Raw genomic sequence first — 18,885 nt, forward strand, 5'->3', positions numbered from 1 at the left:
CTGAGGAGCGGGGTGAGGGTGGAGGTTCAGTGACAACGATTGTGGCCAAAGCCTGCGAGCCACGGCACCAGCCCATCGAGCGATGCCGCTTCGACCTCGGGCGCCTGCGCTCCCGTGACGAGCGGCAAGCCGACGTGGTTGTGCCAGTAAGTCCGGAAGCCGACGGCCGCGGTGCCGAACATGTCGTAGCTCGATCCGGCGACGAACGCGGCGCGCCGCGGCTCGACGCCGAGCTTGTCGAGCGCGAGGCGGTACGGTTGCGGGTCCGGCTTGTAGAAGCCGGCTTCCTCGGCGGTCACGATCGCGTCCCAGCGCACGGGCATGAGCGCGGCCGCCTGCGAGCCAAGCCGCGTCGAGCAATTGGTGACGACCGCGAGCTTGCAGTGCGGCGCGAGCGCGCGCAACGCACCGGGCGCGCCGGGCCACGGCGTCAGGTTCAGCCAGTTCGCCTGGAGCGCGTTCGCGGCCGATTCGGACAGACCGAGTTGCGTGGCGGCCTCGCGCACCAGTTGTTCGTAGGGAACGTAGCGGCCGCAGCCGTATGTCAGACGCAGATAGGCGGCCCGCCATGCGCGGCCCGCTTCGTCGGAGCCTGCCGCACGGTTCCATGAGGTCCACGAGTCGAGCAGGGCGGTTAGCAGGTCGAACAGGACCGCGTCGGGGTAGGCGGGGGTGTCGGTGGAATGGGCGGCGGCAGTCATGATTGCATGGGGCCGGCTGTTGAGGATGAGTCAATTATAGGTTTTCGATAGTACGCCAGCGTTCAGACAGGTTGACTCTTAGATTCAGATCGACTGAATCATCGCCGCCACGGTGGCAGCGGCCTGAAGCGGCTTTGCAGATACTGCATGAAATGGCGTGTGCGCGCGGGCAGTCCCGCCCGCTGATGCGTGAGCGCGATCACGTTCGCGTCCGGCGCTTTCCAGCCCGGCAGCAGACGCACGAGTTTGCCCTTCGCAAGATCCTCGGCGACGTCCCATTCGGAGCGCAGAATCACGCCGCGTCCCTCGCAGGCCCATTGGCGGATCACGTCACCGTCGTTGCAACTCAGATGCGCGGACACGCGCACGCTGCGGCGCGTGCGGCCTTTGCTGAACTGCCAGAGTGACACGTCCTCATTGTTTTCGCGCAGCACGATGCACGGCAGCCGGCTCAACGCATCCGGCGATTCGGGCTGGCCGATTCGCTTGACGAGCGCGGGCGCGGCGCAGACGAAGCGCGCGTTCGGCGCGATCGTGTAGCCGACCAGGTTCGACGGCGGCAGCTCGCCGATATGCAAAACAATATCGAAGCGGTCGAGCGTTTCGGTCAACGGCCGGTCGGACAGCGTCAGCGCGACGTCGATGTCAGGGTTCTGCTGCTGGAACTCGCCGATCAGCGGCGCCAGATGGCGTCGTCCGAAACCGAGCGGCGCATTGATCTTCAGCGTGCCGACGAGGCCGCCGCGGCGCGTTTGCAGATCGTCGAACAACGCGTCGAACTGCGCGATCAGTTCGGCGCCGCGCTCGCACAGCAGCAGGCCTTCGTCGGTGAATTGCAGACGGCGCGCGCTGCGGTTCACGAGCTGCGTGCCGAGCTTCTTTTCGAGTTGCTGCAGGCGCTGCGTGACCGCCGACGGCGACAGCGCGAGTCGGCGCGCGGCGGCGATCAGGCTGCCGCTCGCGCGCAGCGTGAGCAGGAAGCGGATATCGGCCGAATCGTTCATGGGTGCGAGGCGGGTGCAATGGCGCAAGCGGGGAATCTCGCAGCATAATGCGTCCCGCTCGTTCACAGGGTAAAGTGGCGCTTCCGGTCTATTGATTCAATCATTGGAAGAGAAGTCCCATGCCGTTGCCTCATGAGTCGTCCGCGTACGACGCCGCGCCCAATACTCCGCTGAAACAGGCGGTTTTTCTGCACACGGGCTGGCGCAGCGCGGGGACGTGGGTGTGGTCGCGGCTGCGCGAACACGAGCGCGCGGCCGGGTTTTACGAGCCGCTCAGCAATGTGCTCGCCGATCTCAAACTCGCCGACGTGCCCGCCTCGCGGCCGACCTTGACCTCGGGGCACCCGCCGCTCGCCGCACCATACTTCGACGAATACCGCCCGTTTCTGCGCGAAGATGCGCGCGGCGTGGCGGGTTACGATCGGCGCTTCAGCATCGATCGCTTCACGCGCGCGCCCGATGCGACATTCCCTTCACTGCAGGCCTATCTGCGCGCGCTGAGCGAGCACACGATCGAGCGGGGCCGCGTGCCCGTCTTCAAGTTTTGCCGCACGGGCGGTCGTCTGCCGTGGCTGAAGCGCGCGTTTGCCGAGGCGCTGCACGTGGGCGTGCTGCGCAATCCCGCATCGCAGTTCGCATCGGGTTGGATGCTGCGGCAGCAGTGGAGCAATGCGTTCTTTGTCGCCGCGCCGTTTCGCGTGCTCGGTCTGAATCAGATGGACCCGCTGGTGCGCGAAGCGATCGGCGTGTGCGGCGTACGCCTGCCGCCGCTACCGTCGATGCCCGATGACGCGTATGCCGTCGCCTGCGAGCAATTCGCGCGCACGGTGGACAGCGACAACGCGTATCGAGCGTTCATTGCGTTGTGGATTCTCTGCGCACTGCGCATGGGCGAGGGCGTTGATTTGCTGATCGATATGGAGCGGCTCGGCGAGTCGCGCGACTACGCGGCCGGTCTGCGCGCCGCGTTCGACGCGCAATGCGGCTTGTCGCCCGATTTCACGAGCGCGCGCGATCTGGTCGAGGAAACGCGCCGCAGCGCGGCGCGTATGACGGGCATCGACGGCGGCGCGTTGCGCGCCGTGCATTCCGCCGCGCTTAAATTCCTGAAGGCGCAGGCGGGCATCGACGCGGCCTTCGTCGAGGCGGTGCGCCAGAAGATGGTGCTGGCCAACGAGTTGACCGAAACATGGCGCTAGCCGCCGTGCGAGGCCAGCGCCGCGCGGCGCATTCCCGTGGCTAGCCCGCCGCCGATACCGCCGCGCGCAGCCCGAGCAGATAGCTGTCCACGCCGAAACCGCAAATCTGTCCTTTGACGATCTCCGCGAACACCGACCGATGCCGGAACGCTTCGCGCGCGTGAATGTTCGACATGTGGATTTCGACCACCGGCACGGTCAGGATCGCGAGTGCATCGCGAATGCCGTAGCTGTAGTGCGTCCATGCGCCGGCGTTGATCAGCACGCCATCGGCGTTGTCGGTGAACGCCTGGTGGATGCGCTCGCACATCGCCGCCTCGCTATTGGTCTGAAAGCTCTCGACCCGCACGCCGAGCTCATCGCCGAGCGCGCGCAGGCGCGCGTCGATTTCTTCGAGGGTGATCGTGCCGTATTGCGCGGGGTCGCGCTTGCCGAACATGTTGTGGTTGATGCCATGCAGCATCACGAACGATTTCATAGAGTCATCCTGAGTAAGCTACTGAGTAGTCTCGACGCGACTTCAGATTGTTTTAGCGGACGGCCGCCGCGACGGCGCGCGTCGTATCGACGACCGCGCCGGTGCGGGCCGCTTCGACGATCGCCTCGGTGATACGCAGATTCCGCAAGCCGTCCTGCGCGCTGACGAGCGGCGGCTCCTTGCCGTGAATGACGCGCACGAAATGCTCGAGTTGCAGCTTCAGCGGATCGTCGCGCGTCATGTCGGCGACGCTGACGTCGAATGGCTTCCACCACGAGCGGTCCGCGGCTTTGGCGTAGGTCTTCAGGCGCATCGTCGGTACCGCGAGCGAGCCGAACGTGCCCGCGATCACGTAGCAGTCTTCGTCCGGGTACGACGGATAGGCCTTGTTCTCTTGTGACGTTTGCTCCCAACTGCGCGCGCTCGCGACGGTATCGGACAGCATGAAGCTGCCGAGCGCGCCGTTCGCGAAACGCAGGTTGATCGCAACCGTATCCTCGACCGGAAATCCGCGCGTCGCATGTGACGAGAAAGCCTGCACGGCGACGATGTCACCGCACAGCATGCGCAGGTTGTGCACCTCGTGAATCATGTTCAGCAGGATCGGACCGCCGCCGGGCTGACGCCGCCAGTCGGCATCGGCGAAGTACTCGTCGGGTTTGAAGAACACCGCGCTGCCCATCACCGCGACCAGCTTGCCGAGCCGGCCCTCGTCGATCAGCTGCCGCGCGCGCGCCATGATCGGGCTGTGCGCGCGATGATGGCCGATCAGCAGCGGCACGCCGCTGCGCGCTGCGTCGGCGGCGAGCGTTGCCGCTTCGTCGACGCTCGGCGCGATCGGCTTTTCGAGCAGCGTCGGCACGCGCGCCGCGAGGCAACGCGACGCGTGTTCGACGTGCAGCTGGTTCGGCGTCGCGAGAATCACGCCGTCCGGGCGATCGCGTTCGAACAGTTCGTCGAGCGTGCGGAAGAGCGGCACGCCCGCCTCGGCCGCGAGCGCGGCGGCGGCGGGCGACGGGTCGACGATCGCCGACAGCGTGCACGCGTCGCTTTGTTGCGCGACCGCCAGATGGGCGCGGCCGATGTACCCCGCGCCGGCGACGGCGATCCGGGTGCGGTTCATGAGCGGGTTCCCTGAAAGTCCTGATCAAGACGCGTTAAAGGGCAAACGGGCTCAAGCAGCGGCCTTTTTCGCATCGGCCATGCTCTGCGCGCGCATTGCGTCGTAGCTGACCTTGTCGAGCGGCACGACGTTCTTTTCGCCGAGGTCGCCAAGCCGCACACGGAAGTTCTCACGCGCGCTCCATGCGGCGATCGCGCAGACGATCGTGATGGCGAACGTGATCGCGCCGATCGTCAGCGGCACGTTGTGCGATCCCGGCGGCGCGACGTAAGCGAACAGCGCCGGCAGCAGCGCGGTGATCGTCGTGCCGATGTTCTGGCCGATCGCCATCGCGGAGACGCGCGAACGGGTCGGGAACAGTTCCGGATAGAAGCTCGGGAAGATCGCGTTGTAGCCTTGATAGATGACGCCCCACATCAGGATCGACATCACCATCGCGAGCGGCACGTTGTGGATGCTGATCGCGTACAGATACGCGAAAGACAGCAGCCCTGCGCCGATCGAGCCGACGATGATCGGCATACGCCGCCCGATCCGGTCGGACAGATCGCCCACGTACGGAATCACCAGCACCGCGACGATGTTGCCGATCACCGGAATCCACAGATACAGGCTCTTCGAAAAGCCGATGCCGTACGACGGCTGCACCGCGTACGCCGCGCCGAAGATCGTCGCGACGACCGGGATCACGTTCATCAGCGAGCACAGCACGACGCGCAGCATGTCGCCCCAGTTGTATTTGAACGCTTCGACGATCGGCGAGCGCGGCACGCCGCCGCTCGCGTCCTCCTTCGCGAACGCGGGCGTTTCCTCGACTTCGCGGCGGATGATGTACCCGGCGATCAGCACGACCGCGCTGAGCAGGAACGGAATGCGCCAGCCCCACGCATTGAACGAGGCGTCGTTCATGAAATAGGCGAGCGGCAGGAAGACCGCGGCGGCCAGAATCTGGCCGGCCTGCACGCCTTGCAGCGTGAAGCTCGCGTAAAAGCCGCGTCGCCCGAATGGCGCGTGTTCGAGGATCATCGAACTGGCGCCCGAGATTTCACCAGCGACCGCGAAACCCTGGATCAGTCGCAGCACGACGAGCAGCACCGGCGCGAGAAAGCCGACGTGCTGATAGGTCGGCAGCAGACCGACCGCCATCGTCGACAGCCCCATCAGGAACATGCAGACGAGCAGTACATTCTTGCGCCCGTGTGTATCGCCCCAGTGTCCGAGCACGACCGCGCCGATCGGCCGCGCGACGTAGCCGACGCCGTAGGTTGCGAGCGATGCGACGATCGCGATCTTGGGATTACCGGAAGGGAAGAACAGCTGAGGAAAGATCAGGGCGGCGGCCTGCGCATAGATGAAGAAATCGTAGTACTCGAGTGCCGAGCCGATCCAGCCGCTGGCGGTAGCCTTGCGCGCCTGCGAGCTATGCCCGCTGCTTGCCGATGCGTTCGTTTGCATGACGTCTCCTGAATGGGAAATGTTTTTGTCAGCTTCTACGGCTGAATCATTGGCGCCTTTAAACGGGCGCCGCGCAAGCCAGGATTTTCCTGGTCTCGTTGCCGCGGTGCGGCACAACGGGATAGATCGACGCGTGTCACGAGCTGCCGCGGCGCACTCCGGGTTAACCACGGCCTGAGTGCGCCGGGGATTGCATTCAAGCCGGCATTCAAACGACTGCCCCTTGCCCAACCAATCCGTCGGCGCTAGGGTAATAGCGTTATGCGCCGACACAATGCGTCCAGATGCAAACTCAGAATGCGCTCACAACCACGAATGAATCCTTCCTGCGCGATCTGCAGTTGTTCTGCCATATCGCGCGGCGTGGCAGTTTTGTCGCGGCGTCCACGGAGATGGGGCTGTCCCCGTCGCATGTGAGCAAGCGCATCGCAATGCTCGAAGCCGGTCTCGGCGTGAAGTTGTTCCAGCGCACCACGCGCCGCGTCAGCGTGACGAGCGACGGCGAAGCAGCCCTGCAGTGGGCGCAAAAAATTCTCGATGACGTGCAGGGGATGGCCGACGCATTCGCCGATCGCCGCACCGAGCTGAGCGGTCTATTGCGCATCAGCACGAGTTTGCGGCTCGGCCGCAAGCACGTCTCGCCGATTCTCGCGATGCTGCGCGAGCGCCACCCGAAGCTCGAAATCTGGCTCGAGCTGCTGGATCGGCGCGCGGATGTCGTCGGCGAGAACTTCGATATCGACGTGCGCGTGGGCGAAGTGCAGGAGCCACATCTGATCGCGCACAAGATGGTGGAGAGCGCGCGCATTCTGTGCGCGTCGCCAGCTTATCTCGAGCGGCACGGCGCGCCGGTGGAACTCAACGATCTGACTGGCCACGATTGCCTGCTGTTTCGCGGCCGCGACGACCGCTTCGGGGTCTGGCGCCTGAGCGGGCCGCATGGCGAAAGGAGCGTGAAGGTGACGGGCACGGTCGCGTCGAATCTGAGCGACATCGTCGTGCAGTGGGCGAAGGAGGGATACGGGATCGTGATGGTGTCGATCTGGGACGTGGCCGAGAGCCTGCGCGCGGGCGAACTGGTGCGCGTGCTGCCCGACTATCGGCAATCCGCCGATGTATGGGCGGTGACGGCCGAGCGTTTGTCGTCGTCGGCACGGATTCAGGTGTGCATCGAGTTTCTCAGGGAGCAACTGACGCGCGGACCGTATGCACTGGTGACGCGCGACGTGGGCGGACTCTGAGCTACGCCGCGCCTGCCTGGATCCGGTGCTCACACGCTTGCGCTTTTACACGCTCGAAGCCGTATCCTCTTCCGCCTCGTCCAGCTCGCTACGCTGAACCGTCGTTACGGAGTCGGGAATGACCGTGGTGGCCGTGACGGGCCGCGGATCTTCGATGCTGTAACGCAGGCGCCAGCCTTCGCGATAGAAACGCAGTTGTCGGTATCGCATCAGATAGACAAGTCCGACGAGCGCCGCGCCGAAGCCCGATGCAGCGCCGACGCCGAGCGCCCAGCGTGGCCCGAAACGGTCGGCGACCCAGCCGACCACCGGCGCGCCGAGCGGTGTGCCGCCGAGCGCGATCGCGAGCAGGATCGCGATCACGCGGCCGCGCATGGCCGGTTCGGTGGTCAGTTGCACGAGGCTATTGGTCGAGGTGGTGAAGGTCTGCGTCGACACGCCGATCACGATCAGCACGATGCCGAACAGCACGTAGTTCGGCATCAGCGCAGCCGCCGTGCAGCCGACGCCGAACATCGCGCCGGCGCCGAGCAGCAGCCCCATGGTGGGCCGCGCGCGGCGCGCGGCGAGCAGAGCGCCGGTGACCGAGCCAATCGCCATCGTCGAGCTGAGCACGCCGTACTCGCCCGCGCCCGCACGGAACGCGGTGACGGACATCGTCGAGATGAAGATCGGGAAGTTCAGGCCGAAGGTGCCGATCAGGAACAGCATCAGGAGCGCCGCCTTCAGATCGGGGCGTGTCCAGACATATTTGAAGCCTTCGACGAAGCTGCCGCGCGAGCGCACATTGCGCGGCTTGATATGTAACTGGTCCAGCCGCAGCATGCGCAGTGCACCGAGCACGGCGACGAACGAAAGCGCGTTGATCAGAAACACCCAGCCACTGCCCACCGACGCGATCAACAGACCCGCAACCGCTGGCCCGAGCATGCGCGCGGCGTTGAACGACGTGGAGTTCAGCGCGACGGCATTCGCGAGATCGCGTTCGCCGACGAGGTCGGATACGAAGGTTTGGCGTGCGGGGGAGTCGAACGCGGTCACGCAGCCGAGCAGGCCCGCGAATACGTAGACCTGCCATAGCTGCACGAGCCCCGTGACCGTGAGCAGACCGAGCGCGAGCGCCAGCGTACCCATTGCCGCCTGGGTCGCGAACAGCAGCTTGCGGCGGTCGAAGTGATCGGCCGCGTAGCCGGTGAGCGGCAGCAACAGCATCTGCGGCCCGAACTGCAGCGACATCACGATGCCCACCGCCGTCGCGTTGTGATGCGTAAGCTCGGTGAGCACAAGCCAGTCCTGCGCCGTGCGCTGCATCCATGTGCCGATGTTCGAGACGATCGCGCCGCTCGCCCAGACACGATAGTTGAATATGCGCAGCGAACGGAACGTGGTGCTCACGGCAGGGGTTTCCTCAACGCGGGGTGGGGCGCATGCGGATAGCGGCCCGCTTCAATTCAGGCTTTAAGCGCGCGAACGTTCGAGCAGATCGAGTACTTCCCGCGTCGTGCCGGTTTCGCCGAGGCGCGGGAAGATGCGCGTGATGCTGTTGGTGTGCGCGTCGGCGTTCAGATCGGTCATCGCGTCGACGACGAGCGTGACGTTCAGGCCCGCCTCGCTCGCGAAGCGCGCGGTCGATTCGACGCCGATGCTGGTCGCGACACCGACGAGCACCACTTGCGTGACGCCTTGCTGTTGCAGATACGCGGCCAGGTCCGTGTTCGTGAAGGCGCCCCACGTGCGCTTCGTGACCAGATGGTCCGACGGCTGCTGCTTCAGTTCGGGCAGAAGCTCGGCGAAGTCGGGCGGGAAGTCGGCGGAGCGGCGACCCTGGTCGGTGCGGCCCGGTGCGCCGGCGGTGACGTTCACGAGCACGACGGGCAGGCCGTGGCGGCGGAACGCGTCGAGCAGCGTAACCGAGCGTTCCACGATTTCGCTGGCCGGATGGGGGGCGGTGGGCAGCGCGACGATGCCGCGCTGCAGGTCGACGACGACCAGTGCGGTTTTGGCGTCGAGAGTAGTGAGTGCCATGAAGTGCTCCTGCGAGTGGCGCGAGACGCGTGTGCGCGAATCGCGAGTTACAAATCGACGAGGCGTTTCAGCAGGTCGACGCCCGTCGCGAGTTGTTGCTGTTCGGCTGCCGTGAAACGCGTTTGAATCGTGCGGTACAGCCAGTCTTCGCGTGCCGCGCGGCTTGCCTTGACCTTCTTGCGAAAGGAGGGTGTCAGCGACAGAACCGTCTGCCGTCCATCGTTAGGATCGGGCGTGCCGCTGACGAGCCCCGTGGCTTTCAGTACCGCGAGCGTTTCTCCCATCGACTGCGGCCGCATGCCGTGCGCACGCGCGAGCGAGGTGACGGTGGCCGGGCCTTCGCGTTCCAGCAGGCTCAGCACCTGCACCTGCGACGGCGTGAAGTCGCCGACATGCGACTCTTCGCGCAGACGCCGGCGCAGCTTGCCCGCCAGCACGCGCAGATCTTCGGCGAGCGTATGAAGTTCTTCCGGCGTAACTGCGGGAGGGGATTTGGTCATGCGGTGAACTCGTGCGATGACGTGATGTGAAGGTTTCCTGATAAGGTTACCTTCGTATCTCGCCCGGGTCAAATTTTGAGGTGGCGGGAGGCCGTACGCCGAAACGTCGCCACGATGGCCTCAGCGCGCCCGCATGCGCCGGTTGAAAAAGCGCCATACCGCTCCGCCGACGAGCATCGCACCGCCGAGCGCGAGGCCCAGCAACACCAGCGAACTCAGATGCTCGCGCACCACCGGCACGTTGCCGAACAGATAGCCGCCCGCGATCAGCGAGACCACCCACAGCGCCGCGCCCGCGGTGACGAACGCGACGAAGCGTGAGAACGTCATGCGCGACACGCCCGCGGCGAACGGCGCGAACGTGCGCACCACGGCGATGAACGGTGACAGCAGGAAGGTCAGGCGGCCGCGCGTCTCGCTGAACACGTGGGCGCGGCGCAGCGCATCGCGATTGAGCCAGTAGTAGTTGCGGGTATAGACCTTGTCGCCGACCGCATGGCCGATTGCGTACCCGACGCTGCTGCCGGCCACCGTCGCGACGAACAGCACGGGCGCGATGATCCACACGTTCAATGCGCCGGTGGCCGCGAGCGCGCCGCAGATGAAGATCAGCGGATCGCCGGGCAGAAAGAACAGCGGCAGAAAACCGTATTCGACGAACACGACGACAAACAGCAGTGCGTAGATTGCCGTGCCGAACTGCACGATCAGCGCGCTCAGGTGCTGATCGAGGTGCAGCGCGATCTGCAGCACATTCATCAGGTTCATCTTGGCGTGGCCTCAGGTGGCGTTCGGATGTGATGAGTGTAGTCCCGCGAGCATGCGTGCAGGGCGCTTGCGCGAGTTTTTGCCATATGTCGCTTGTCGATGTTGCGGTGCCGATGTCAAACTCGGGGCGGTCATCATCGGACGCAACGCCATGTCGCACGATTCCGCCATCACCTTCCGTTTTGCCGCGTCGCACGAAGCCGAAACGATTCGTGCCATCGAATTCGAAGCGGGCCTGCGTTTCGTCAGCGTCGGCATGACCGGGGTTGCCGATGCGCCGCCTATGGCGCGCGAGGTCGTCGAGCGCAAGATCGAGGCGCGCGAGATCATCGTCGCGCTCGACCAGCAGACGATCTGCGCGGGCTTCGTGATGTTCGAGCCGCAGCCGACGCGCATCTACGTTCAGGAACTCGATGTGTTGACCTCGCACGCGGGCAGGCGTATCGGCGCGGCATTGATCGAAGAGGTCGCGCGAATCGCGCGCGCGCGACAATTGACACAGCTGGTGCTGTCGACGTATCGCGACGTGCCGTGGAATGCGCCGTATTACCGGCGGCTCGGGTTTCGCGATCTCGACACGTCGGAACTCGACGCGGCGTTGCTCGCGCGGCGCGACGCGCATATCGCGCGCGGGCTCGATGAATCGAAACGGGTGTTTATGCGGCGCGAGCTTGTCTAGCGCGCAAAAAGCGGCGGGCGTGACTGGAATTCAGTCACGCCCGCCGCTTTGTCATTTCATACGGCGGACATGAGCCCGCTGTCGCTACCGATTACACCGTTTCGAGCGCCGGATAATCGGTGTAGCCGACTTCGCCGCGCGCATAGTACGTCGCCGGGACCGGCTTGTTCAGCGGCGCATCTTCAGCGAAGCGGCGCACCAGATCCGGATTCGCGATGAACAGCTGACCCCAGGCCACCGCATCCGCTTCACCGGCGTCGAGCACCTGCTGCGCGCTTTCCTTCGTGAACTTCTCGTTCGCGATATACGGGCCGCCGAACGCTTCCTTCAACTGCGGGCCGAGGCGGTCGTCGCCGAGCGCTTCACGTGCCGCGATAAACGCGATCTTGCGCTTGCCGAGTTCGCGCGCGACATAGCCGAACGTTGCGGCCGGATCGGAATCGCCCATCGTGTGCGCGTCGCGGCGCGGCGCGAGATGCACGCCGACGCGGTTTGCACCCCACACGCTGATGCACGCGTCGGTGACTTCGAGCAGCAGACGCGCGCGGTTTTCGATCGGGCCGCGCGTAGGTATCGGTACGCTTGTTGGTGCTGTCCTGCAGGAACTGGTCGAGCAGATAGCCGTTCGCGCCGTGCACTTCGACGCCATCGAAGCCCGCGGCCTTGGCGTTTTCCGCGCCCTTGCGGAACGCTTCGACGACACCGGCGATTTCATCGAGGCCGAGCGCGCGCGGCGTCACGAACGGACGCTCGGGACGCACGAGGCTCACGTGACCACCCGCCGCGATCGCGCTCGGCGCGACCGGCAGCTCGCCGTTCAGGAACAGCGGATCCGAAATACGGCCGACGTGCCACAGCTGCAGGAAGATCTTGCCGCCCGCGTCGTGCACGGCCTGCGTGACAAGCTTCCAGCCTTCGACCTGCTCCTGCGACCAGATGCCCGGCGTTTCGGCGTAGCCGACGCCTTGCGGCGTGACCGACGTCGCTTCGCTGAGGATCAGACCGGCGCTCGCGCGCTCGGCGTAGTAGCGCGCCATCAATGCGTTCGGCACGCGGATTTCCTCGGCGCGCTGACGCGTGAGCGGCGCCATGATGATGCGGTTCGGCAGCGTGATATCACCAATTTGCAGCGGATCGAAAAGAGTCGGCATAAGAGTTCACCTTTGGCGGCGGGCAAGGCCCGAGCCTCAAAAAACTGCGTGAAAAAGGAAGCGCGGCGATGCGAATGCGGCGCTCAGAGCTTCGTGTTCATGTATTCGAGGAACGCCTGAATGACGGGCTCGTTGCGCTTGAAAAACACCCATTGACCGACCCGTTTCGACGTGACGAGACCCGCGCGCTGCAACGCGGCCAGGTGCGCCGACACGGTGGACTGCGACAGGCCACAGCGCGAGTCGATCTTGCCCGCGCACACGCCGTGGTCGAGCGGCAACTCCTGATCGGCGAAATGCGCGTGCGGCTCGCGCAGCCAGCCGAGAATCTCCCGGCGGACCGGGTTGGCCAGCGCTTTGTGGATCGCGTCGAAATCGGGCGTCATGTGGATGGTTTTCAGGTGATTCGGCAACCGGCACGCCGCATGGCGTGCGCGATATGCATCGCTACAGAACGAATCATATATCGGAACTTAACGATATTGGTGAAAACACTACTGCGGATGGGGCGATAGGTATCGACATACAAAAAAGTCCGCATTTTCGGAGCAACGCTCTAAACTGAACCGCCCCGGATTTGGTGGAGGCTCCAACTCTTGAGAAAAATGGTATGGGCGCCTCCCGCTTGAGGAAATGGTAGGAATTTCGCAGGTAACCAAGGTCGACTTTCACGGGCCTATGGCATGGGCATGCTCATGGTGCAAGATTATGTGGATGTTCAAAGGCAAACTGGAGAGGCCGAGATGAAGCTGACGCCAGTTGGAATCGATATTGCAAAGACGGTCTTCCAGGTGCACTACGTGGACGAGGACACGGGCGAGATCGTGAACAAACCAATCAAACGTGCGGCGTTACTCGAACATTTTGCGAACCGGTTGCCTTGCCTTATCGGCATGGAAGCGTGCGGTGGTGCGCACCACTGGGCGCGGACACTGGTGAAGATGGGCCATCAAGTCAAGTTGATGCCAGGAGAATTCGTGAAGGCATTCAACATCCGAAACAAGAACGACGCAGCGGACGCCCGGGCGATCTGGCTTGCTGTGCAGCAGCCTGGCAAGGCCGTTGTGGCGAAAACTGAAATGCAGCAGGCAATGCTGGCGCTGCATCGCATGCGCGAGCAACTTGTGAAGTTCCGGACCATGCAAATCAACGGCTTGCGCGGACGGCTAACCGAGTACGGCGAAGTTACGGCTAAAGGACGGGCGTCGATTGACAAGGCGATACCCGAGATTCTTGTCCGGGTTGCGGAACGGTTACCCGCAGTGCTCATCGACACGTTGCGTGAGCAATGGAACGGGCTGACGAAGCTGGACGAGCAGATCGCAGCGATCGAACGCCGGATGCGCGAATGGAAGAAGGACGATCATGCCGTAAAGGCGATCAGTGAGATCCCCGGCGCGGGGTTGCTGACCGCGACCGCGGCGGTTGCGATGATAGGCGACGCGAAGGCGTTTCGATCGGGGCGGGATTTTGCCGCGTGGGCGGGACTGGTGCCGAAGCAGACCGGTTCGGGTGGCAAGGTAAACCTTCACGGCATAAGGTAAGCGCGGCGACACATATTTGCGAACGCTGCTAATCCACGGTGCACGCGGTGTGTTGATAAATGCGAAATAACCAGGCGCATGGGTCGAGCAGCTGAAAAAGCGGCGGCATCCGAACGTGGTGATTGTCGCACTGGCAAACAGAATGGCGCGGACGATCTGGCCGGTACTAGCCAATGATCGTCCGTACCAGAAGGGATACGTGAGCATACATCCAGCGGAAGTGGGAAACTTCTGGTTCAGCCGGCGGTACTGGCGGATAATGGCAAGTAGTTGGCCGACGACGCGGCGCGTTTGCAATAGCAATGAGAAACAGACGGCGCGATCAAATCTGAACTGCAACACCTTCCTCGTGTAAGGTGCGCACATGCAAAAAAGAAGAACGTATCAGCAGCTTCAGCCTGAAGAGCGCGTGACCATTGCAAGCATGAAGCAGCAGGGTTCGAGTGTTCGGCCATGGCCCGAACTGTGAGCCGCGAGCTGACCAGAAACACGTGTTCTGTCGTGGGCTATGCGTCTGCCCCGGCGGAGTCGCTCAGCACGAGCCGACGCCGGCAATCAGTCTTCCGTCGGCGTGCTGGTTGAGCGCACCAGTCGCCTGGTGCTGGCGAAGATGGAAGACGCCACCGCCGCTTCGGCACTGGCGGGCTTCACTCCCAAACTGAATTCGATCGCCGCCCCACTGCGCCAGAGCTTCACTTACGACCAGGGTAAGGAAATGACCCGGCATCAGGAGCTCAGCGCCGCCACCAGCGTGCGTGTATACTTCTGCGATCCGCACGGTTCATGGCAACGCGATACCTGCGGGAACACCAACGGGCTGCTGCGGCAGTATCTGCCCAAGGGTACTGACGGCACTATCACGTTGCTGAGACGGTCGGGTAAGCTTGGTACAGAACCATACCTTTGACAGGTGAGGCACAAGCGAGTCCATTAAAAGGCTTCTCGGAATCTCTGTCTCGCCGCAGTCCTCGAAGTTTTTATTCAGTTCCCGACCAATGACAATATCAGGGAGTTTCGCATCGAGGCAACGGCGCAGCGCTTCGATGATCTGTTTATTGAACTCTAACCCACGCTTATAGCACCCTCGAAAATGTGCGCGATATCCAGTTCGCGCATTGAAGAACCAATCGAATAACCCAACGCCCACGGCGAATTGGACAACAGCGCGGGAGTCGTCCGGTTGGGCCTCTGCGTGTTCGCGTCCGAATCGCACTACGCCGAGACCGAACGCCTCGTCCAATGCCTTCACGGTTGCCTCCAGCAGTGCGCTTGGCGGTCCTGCCATTTCGAGTGTAAAGGCTCGATTAGGGTCGGAGCATGCTATCTGGTCAAAGCGCCAGCTTGAGTTGTCCGGAAGACCTGTGCACCGGGGATCGGGCATTGCGTAACCCGCATGGCGAGCATCCAATAACAGCTACGATCTTTCAACGTCCCACTATCCCCCAACGTTTCTCGCACAAACTGCATAGCACACGCCGCTTTTCGTCATTTGCAACTAATTCGAGCAGGCGGCGATTGCAAGCCGGGCCGGCCGAATGCAAGCACAGTTGCAGGTAATCCGGGCACGCGCGGCGCGTCAGTTGCAGTTAATTCGAGCCGGAAGCCGCATGGATTGCAAGCACGGCCAGTTTCAAATGCAAGTCGCTACACCTAAAGGTCAGGATTTCGGGGACGGACTGTCCAGCGATCGTTTGCCTGTCTAGTGATAGACCAACATGCCAAAACAGTCCGCCTTGAGATGTAAAATCCGCCGAAACGCAGTTTTTGGAGGTAGCTCGACCGCCTCTGCATCGCTAAAGGTCAGGGTTTCGGGGATAAAAGGTCAGGGTTTCGGGGATGAAGTTTTGTCAAAAACCCGGCGCTAAGCCCCGTTAGAACAGTGTTGCAGCATGGAGCCATCTTGAAAAAAGTATTCGTCACCGTGTTTTTAGTGTCGCTCGCGGCGTACGCCAATGCCAGTTCGGCCGATACGCCCTCGCAACAGGCCGCTGATAGGGGCTATGGGAACCTGCACAGCCAATCCCTCGCACCCATTAAACCGCCCAATCGGGCTCCGCAATCCGGTGCAAAAACGAGCAAGCTGACGAAGCAGCAAGCGGCAGACAGGATCTATGGAAATATTCACAGCAACAGCATGAAGCCGCTCAACAGATAAACCGAGCCGGATTGCGGGAAAGGTCAGGGTTTCGGGGATGGTTTTTCAGGGTTGTATATCTCAATGCAAGGCAAGCCCGCGACGCGGGCGCGTCAGCCCGTAGGGAAAGCATCGCGGGGAGTCGGTGTGCAACGTTGGAACCCTGGCCCTCTGGCCGACGAAACCACAGGACGCTTCGTCGTCGCCGAGATAGTCAGCGAAATTATTGAACGCCCACCACGGAGCGCGCGCGAGTTCCACGTTCTGGCGCACCGAATAGTGCGTGCGCAACAGGCCGGACGACTGTTACGTGCTGCCCGCGCCGATCATGCCCTGTTCGATAATCAGCACCCCGTTGAGCTTTGCCTCGTGTGTCGTACGGATGAGCGCAGTCAGCACATGCCCGTTCTGCAAATCATCGTTGTCGTTCGGACATCACCGATATGTACCGCGTTCCGGCCTGTCGGTTATACCCCTCGCAAAGCTTGAGCCCGGCGACGTTCGCGATAGCGTAGGCTTCGTTGGTATGCTCGAAGCTGCTCGTGTGCAGGTACTCTTCCTTTATGGGCTGCGGGCAACACTTTGGATAAGTGCATGATGAACCAAAGAAGAGCAGATCGGGTGGTGATAGCCGTGACTGGCAATGCGCCGGAGAAGGCCGAACCAACCATACCCTTGTGTCCAGCGACATAGATCCGGGAAGTCTTTATTCATGTTGGTGCCCAATCGTCCATTGAGGCGCATTGATCCGAAGGTGATTTCAAGCGGAGCGTGGATCCTGAAAGGCCCGACGTGCGATTCTCAGGTTAGTGACGGGTGTAGACAGGTCTCAGCCTGTTGCGGCCGGTGCCAGGATCTTGTCGCGACCCGCGCTTCCTCTCACCGATGACATCGGCGAAATGAATGCGTGTGAGACCACCTTGTACCGCGAGACTCGCTTCAGCCAACGTCATGGCATATTCGGTCAACCGGTCTAGTGACCCTGGAACTGCTCCTATGCTTGCAGACGCGTGAGGTCGTTCTCTCTTCATCACGCGGGGCCGCACGATGGTCAAGCTCTATACGGCCGATCGAAAATTCCTGATGAGCCGCGTGCTGTGCGCGGGTGATGTCATCTTGCTGGCGTCAGGTGGGCACGGGTTCGAGGTCATCGACGACGTATCTTTCATCGAAGTCAAGCAGGGCCCCTATGTGGGAGAGCAGGAGAAAGTGCGCTTCACGGCGAACCCATAACCGATGAATCGAATTGGCGATGCCGGGAAGTACGTGTTCGACGCAAGACCAGAGGGGTGGATGATGGAAGACGCGGTGAGTTCTGAAGACGCAATGGCAGCGGCGATCGCAGAAGCGTCGCTCGGGCACTCCTGTCGGCGCATCGTCCCGGTCATTCTCGCAGGCGGATCGGGCACGCGCCTCTGGCCGATGTCGCGTGAGCAGTTTCCAAAGCAGTTGATCGGCGTGGTCGGACGGGATTCATTGCTGCAGGCTACCGTCACACGGATGGAGGGTTTCGTCGGCGGCTTCGACGTCGACACTCAGCCGATTATCGTGTGTGGGGAGGAACACCGGTTCCAGACAGAAGAGCAGGTGCGGGCGTGCGGCGTCTCCGCGAAGATTATCGTCGAGCCTGCGCGGCGCGATACGGCGCCGGCGCTCACGCTCGCGGCGCTCGCAGCCGTTAATCAGGATGACGACGCGATCATGGTGGTGATGCCGTCTGACCATTCCATCTCAGACATTCCGGCGCTGCATCGTGCGATCGCAATTGCCGCTGAATATGCCGAACGCTCCATGATCGTGACGTTTGGCGTTGCGCCCACACGGCCGGATACCGGCTTTGGCTACATCCGAATCGGCGACGCCCTCGAAAACGGCGCACATCTGATCGACCGCTTCGTCGAAAAGCCCACGACCGAACTCGCCGCGCAGTACGTCGCTGCAGGCACCTACTGGTGGAACAGCGGCATCTTCATCGTGCGAGCGGGCGTGTGGCTCGAAGCGCTAGCCAAGCTCAACGGCGACATGCATGCGGCCTGCACCGCGGCGTTCGTGGAAGGCAAGGCGGACGACAACTTCATTCGTCCTTGCCCGTTTCAGTTCGGCCGTGTGCCGGCGGATTCCATCGACTATGCGGTAATGGAGCACATCGGCGCGGCCGGCTCGCCTTGCAAAGGCGTGGTCGTGCCATTGGCGGCGGGATGGTCGGACCTTGGATCCTGGGATGCCGTGTGGGAAGCGATGGAGAAGGACGGGCTCGGCAACGTCGCGAGCGGGCGTGTCGTTTTCGAAGGCGCGACCTCGAGCTATGTGCGCGCCGAGGGCGGGCGGCTGGTTGCATGCGTTGGCACCTCCAACGTAGTCGTCGTCGACACGGACGACGCCGTGCTCGTCGCGGACCGCTCACACGCGCAGGACATCAAGACGCTGGTGGCGCGCTTTCGCGAGCAGCGCGCGCCTGAAGCCGAGACGCACCGGAAGGTGCGCCGTCCGTGGGGCTTCTACGATGCGATCGAGCGCGGCGAGCGGTTTCAGGTGAAGCGCATCGTGGTTGCGCCAGGCGCTCGCCTATCATTGCAGATGCACCACCATCGCGCCGAGCACTGGGTCGTCGTGCGCGGCACCGCGCTCGTGACACGGGGCGAGGACCAGTTTCTTCTTTCAGAAAACCAATCGACCTTCATTCCGCTCGGCGTGCAGCATCGGTTGGAGAATCCGGGCAAAGTGCAGCTCGAAATCATCGAGGTTCAATCGGGCAGTTATCTCGGCGAGGACGATATTGTGCGCCTGGACGACTGCTACGGCCGAACTTGACCGTATCGCATTACATAGTGCATCGGAACCCAATCCTATCGACTGGCGTTCGTCGGACTCGAATCGGACCGC

At 63.0% G+C, this 18,885-nt stretch carries 16 protein-coding genes and 5 pseudogenes; 8 read left to right on the forward strand and 13 right to left on the reverse strand.

The features are described from left to right. Window positions 1–26: 26 nt before the first annotated feature. Window positions 27–701 carry an HAD-IA family hydrolase gene (locus tag OKW45_RS04410; RefSeq protein WP_429466203.1) on the reverse strand — a complete coding sequence of 225 codons (675 nt, stop codon included), beginning with the start codon at window positions 699–701 and terminating at the stop codon, window positions 27–29. Between the two features lie 98 nt (window positions 702–799). Beyond that, complete coding sequence (locus OKW45_RS04415; protein ID WP_429466205.1) at window positions 800–1,705, reverse strand: LysR substrate-binding domain-containing protein; 906 nt, start codon at window positions 1,703–1,705, stop codon at window positions 800–802. Between the two features lie 119 nt (window positions 1,706–1,824). On the opposite strand from OKW45_RS04415, the gene OKW45_RS04420 reads away from it, so the two are divergent. After that, entirely contained in the window at window positions 1,825–2,904 is a 1,080-nt protein-coding gene (locus OKW45_RS04420; RefSeq protein ID WP_429466207.1) for a hypothetical protein, read from the forward strand. 40 nt (window positions 2,905–2,944) lie between these two features. Here the strand turns inward: OKW45_RS04420 and aroQ are convergent, their stop codons facing one another. The 3 genes from aroQ to OKW45_RS04435 are packed head-to-tail and all read right to left on the reverse strand — an operon-like array spanning window position 2,945 to window position 5,960. After that, complete coding sequence (gene aroQ / locus OKW45_RS04425) at window positions 2,945–3,382, reverse strand: type II 3-dehydroquinate dehydratase (protein WP_429466209.1); 438 nt, start codon at window positions 3,380–3,382, stop codon at window positions 2,945–2,947. 52 nt (window positions 3,383–3,434) lie between these two features. Next, on the reverse strand, window positions 3,435–4,505 hold the full coding sequence (locus OKW45_RS04430) for a Gfo/Idh/MocA family protein (protein WP_429466211.1): 1,071 nt from the start codon (window positions 4,503–4,505) through the stop codon (window positions 3,435–3,437). Window positions 4,506–4,556: 51 nt separating this feature from the next. Further along, on the reverse strand, window positions 4,557–5,960 hold the full coding sequence (locus tag OKW45_RS04435) for an MFS transporter (RefSeq protein ID WP_429466213.1): 1,404 nt from the start codon (window positions 5,958–5,960) through the stop codon (window positions 4,557–4,559). Between the two features lie 284 nt (window positions 5,961–6,244). Between OKW45_RS04435 and OKW45_RS04440 the strand changes: the two genes are divergently transcribed. Beyond that, complete coding sequence (locus OKW45_RS04440) at window positions 6,245–7,201, forward strand: LysR family transcriptional regulator (RefSeq protein ID WP_429466215.1); 957 nt, start codon at window positions 6,245–6,247, stop codon at window positions 7,199–7,201. Between the two features lie 45 nt (window positions 7,202–7,246). Here the strand turns inward: OKW45_RS04440 and OKW45_RS04445 are convergent, their stop codons facing one another. The 4 genes from OKW45_RS04445 to OKW45_RS04460 form a co-directional block, all read right to left on the reverse strand. Continuing rightward, the gene (locus tag OKW45_RS04445) at window positions 7,247–8,596 is read right to left on the reverse strand and encodes an MFS transporter (protein WP_429466217.1); all 1,350 of its coding nucleotides are present in this window, start codon (window positions 8,594–8,596) and stop codon (window positions 7,247–7,249) included. Between the two features lie 63 nt (window positions 8,597–8,659). After that, window positions 8,660–9,226 (reverse strand): isochorismatase family protein, encoded by a 567-nt coding sequence (locus OKW45_RS04450; protein WP_018424971.1) that lies wholly within the window; start codon window positions 9,224–9,226, stop codon window positions 8,660–8,662. A gap of 47 nt (window positions 9,227–9,273) precedes the next feature. Beyond that, a complete protein-coding gene (locus OKW45_RS04455) occupies window positions 9,274–9,726 on the reverse strand; it encodes a MarR family winged helix-turn-helix transcriptional regulator (RefSeq protein ID WP_429466219.1) in 453 nt (150 codons plus the stop codon). A 120-nt stretch (window positions 9,727–9,846) separates the two neighbouring features. Then, on the reverse strand, window positions 9,847–10,494 hold the full coding sequence (locus OKW45_RS04460; RefSeq protein ID WP_018424973.1) for a VTT domain-containing protein: 648 nt from the start codon (window positions 10,492–10,494) through the stop codon (window positions 9,847–9,849). A gap of 151 nt (window positions 10,495–10,645) precedes the next feature. On the opposite strand from OKW45_RS04460, the gene OKW45_RS04465 reads away from it, so the two are divergent. After that, entirely contained in the window at window positions 10,646–11,173 is a 528-nt protein-coding gene (locus OKW45_RS04465; protein WP_018424974.1) for a GNAT family N-acetyltransferase, read from the forward strand. 91 nt (window positions 11,174–11,264) lie between these two features. Here the strand turns inward: OKW45_RS04465 and OKW45_RS04470 are convergent. Together OKW45_RS04470 and OKW45_RS04475 are read right to left on the reverse strand one after the other, a co-directional pair. After that, a pseudogene (locus OKW45_RS04470) lies at window positions 11,265–12,324 on the reverse strand (alkene reductase). A gap of 83 nt (window positions 12,325–12,407) precedes the next feature. After that, window positions 12,408–12,710, reverse strand: a complete 303-nt coding sequence (locus OKW45_RS04475) for an ArsR/SmtB family transcription factor (protein ID WP_018424976.1) — start codon at window positions 12,708–12,710, stop codon at window positions 12,408–12,410. Between the two features lie 357 nt (window positions 12,711–13,067). On the opposite strand from OKW45_RS04475, the pseudogene OKW45_RS04480 reads away from it, so the two are divergent. The 3 genes and pseudogenes from OKW45_RS04480 to OKW45_RS04490 all read left to right on the forward strand — a co-directional run. Beyond that, window positions 13,068–14,082, forward strand: a pseudogene (locus tag OKW45_RS04480) (IS110 family RNA-guided transposase); the annotation flags it as partial. A 339-nt stretch (window positions 14,083–14,421) separates the two neighbouring features. Then, window positions 14,422–14,718: pseudogene (locus tag OKW45_RS04485) on the forward strand (IS30 family transposase); the annotation flags it as partial. A gap of 1,050 nt (window positions 14,719–15,768) precedes the next feature. Next, window positions 15,769–16,023 carry a hypothetical protein gene (locus OKW45_RS04490; protein ID WP_429466221.1) on the forward strand — a complete coding sequence of 85 codons (255 nt, stop codon included), beginning with the start codon at window positions 15,769–15,771 and terminating at the stop codon, window positions 16,021–16,023. 156 nt (window positions 16,024–16,179) lie between these two features. Here the strand turns inward: OKW45_RS04490 and OKW45_RS04495 are convergent. Together OKW45_RS04495 and OKW45_RS04500 are read right to left on the reverse strand one after the other, a co-directional pair. Beyond that, window positions 16,180–16,335, reverse strand: a pseudogene (locus OKW45_RS04495) (NAD(P)/FAD-dependent oxidoreductase); the annotation flags it as partial. 18 nt (window positions 16,336–16,353) lie between these two features. Next, a pseudogene (locus OKW45_RS04500) lies at window positions 16,354–16,618 on the reverse strand (NAD-dependent epimerase/dehydratase family protein); the annotation flags it as partial. 431 nt (window positions 16,619–17,049) lie between these two features. Here OKW45_RS04500 and OKW45_RS04505 point away from each other — a divergent pair. Then, window positions 17,050–17,235: a hypothetical protein gene (locus OKW45_RS04505; RefSeq protein ID WP_018425010.1), complete on the forward strand. Its 186-nt coding sequence runs from the start codon at window positions 17,050–17,052 to the stop codon at window positions 17,233–17,235. A gap of 93 nt (window positions 17,236–17,328) precedes the next feature. Continuing rightward, window positions 17,329–18,813, forward strand: a complete 1,485-nt coding sequence (locus OKW45_RS04510) for a mannose-1-phosphate guanylyltransferase/mannose-6-phosphate isomerase (RefSeq protein WP_429469245.1) — start codon at window positions 17,329–17,331, stop codon at window positions 18,811–18,813. Window positions 18,814–18,885: the final 72 nt, after the last annotated feature.

This window comes from Paraburkholderia lebeckiae, from assembly GCF_050436225.1.
Lineage (GTDB): Bacteria > Pseudomonadota > Gammaproteobacteria > Burkholderiales > Burkholderiaceae > Paraburkholderia > Paraburkholderia tuberum.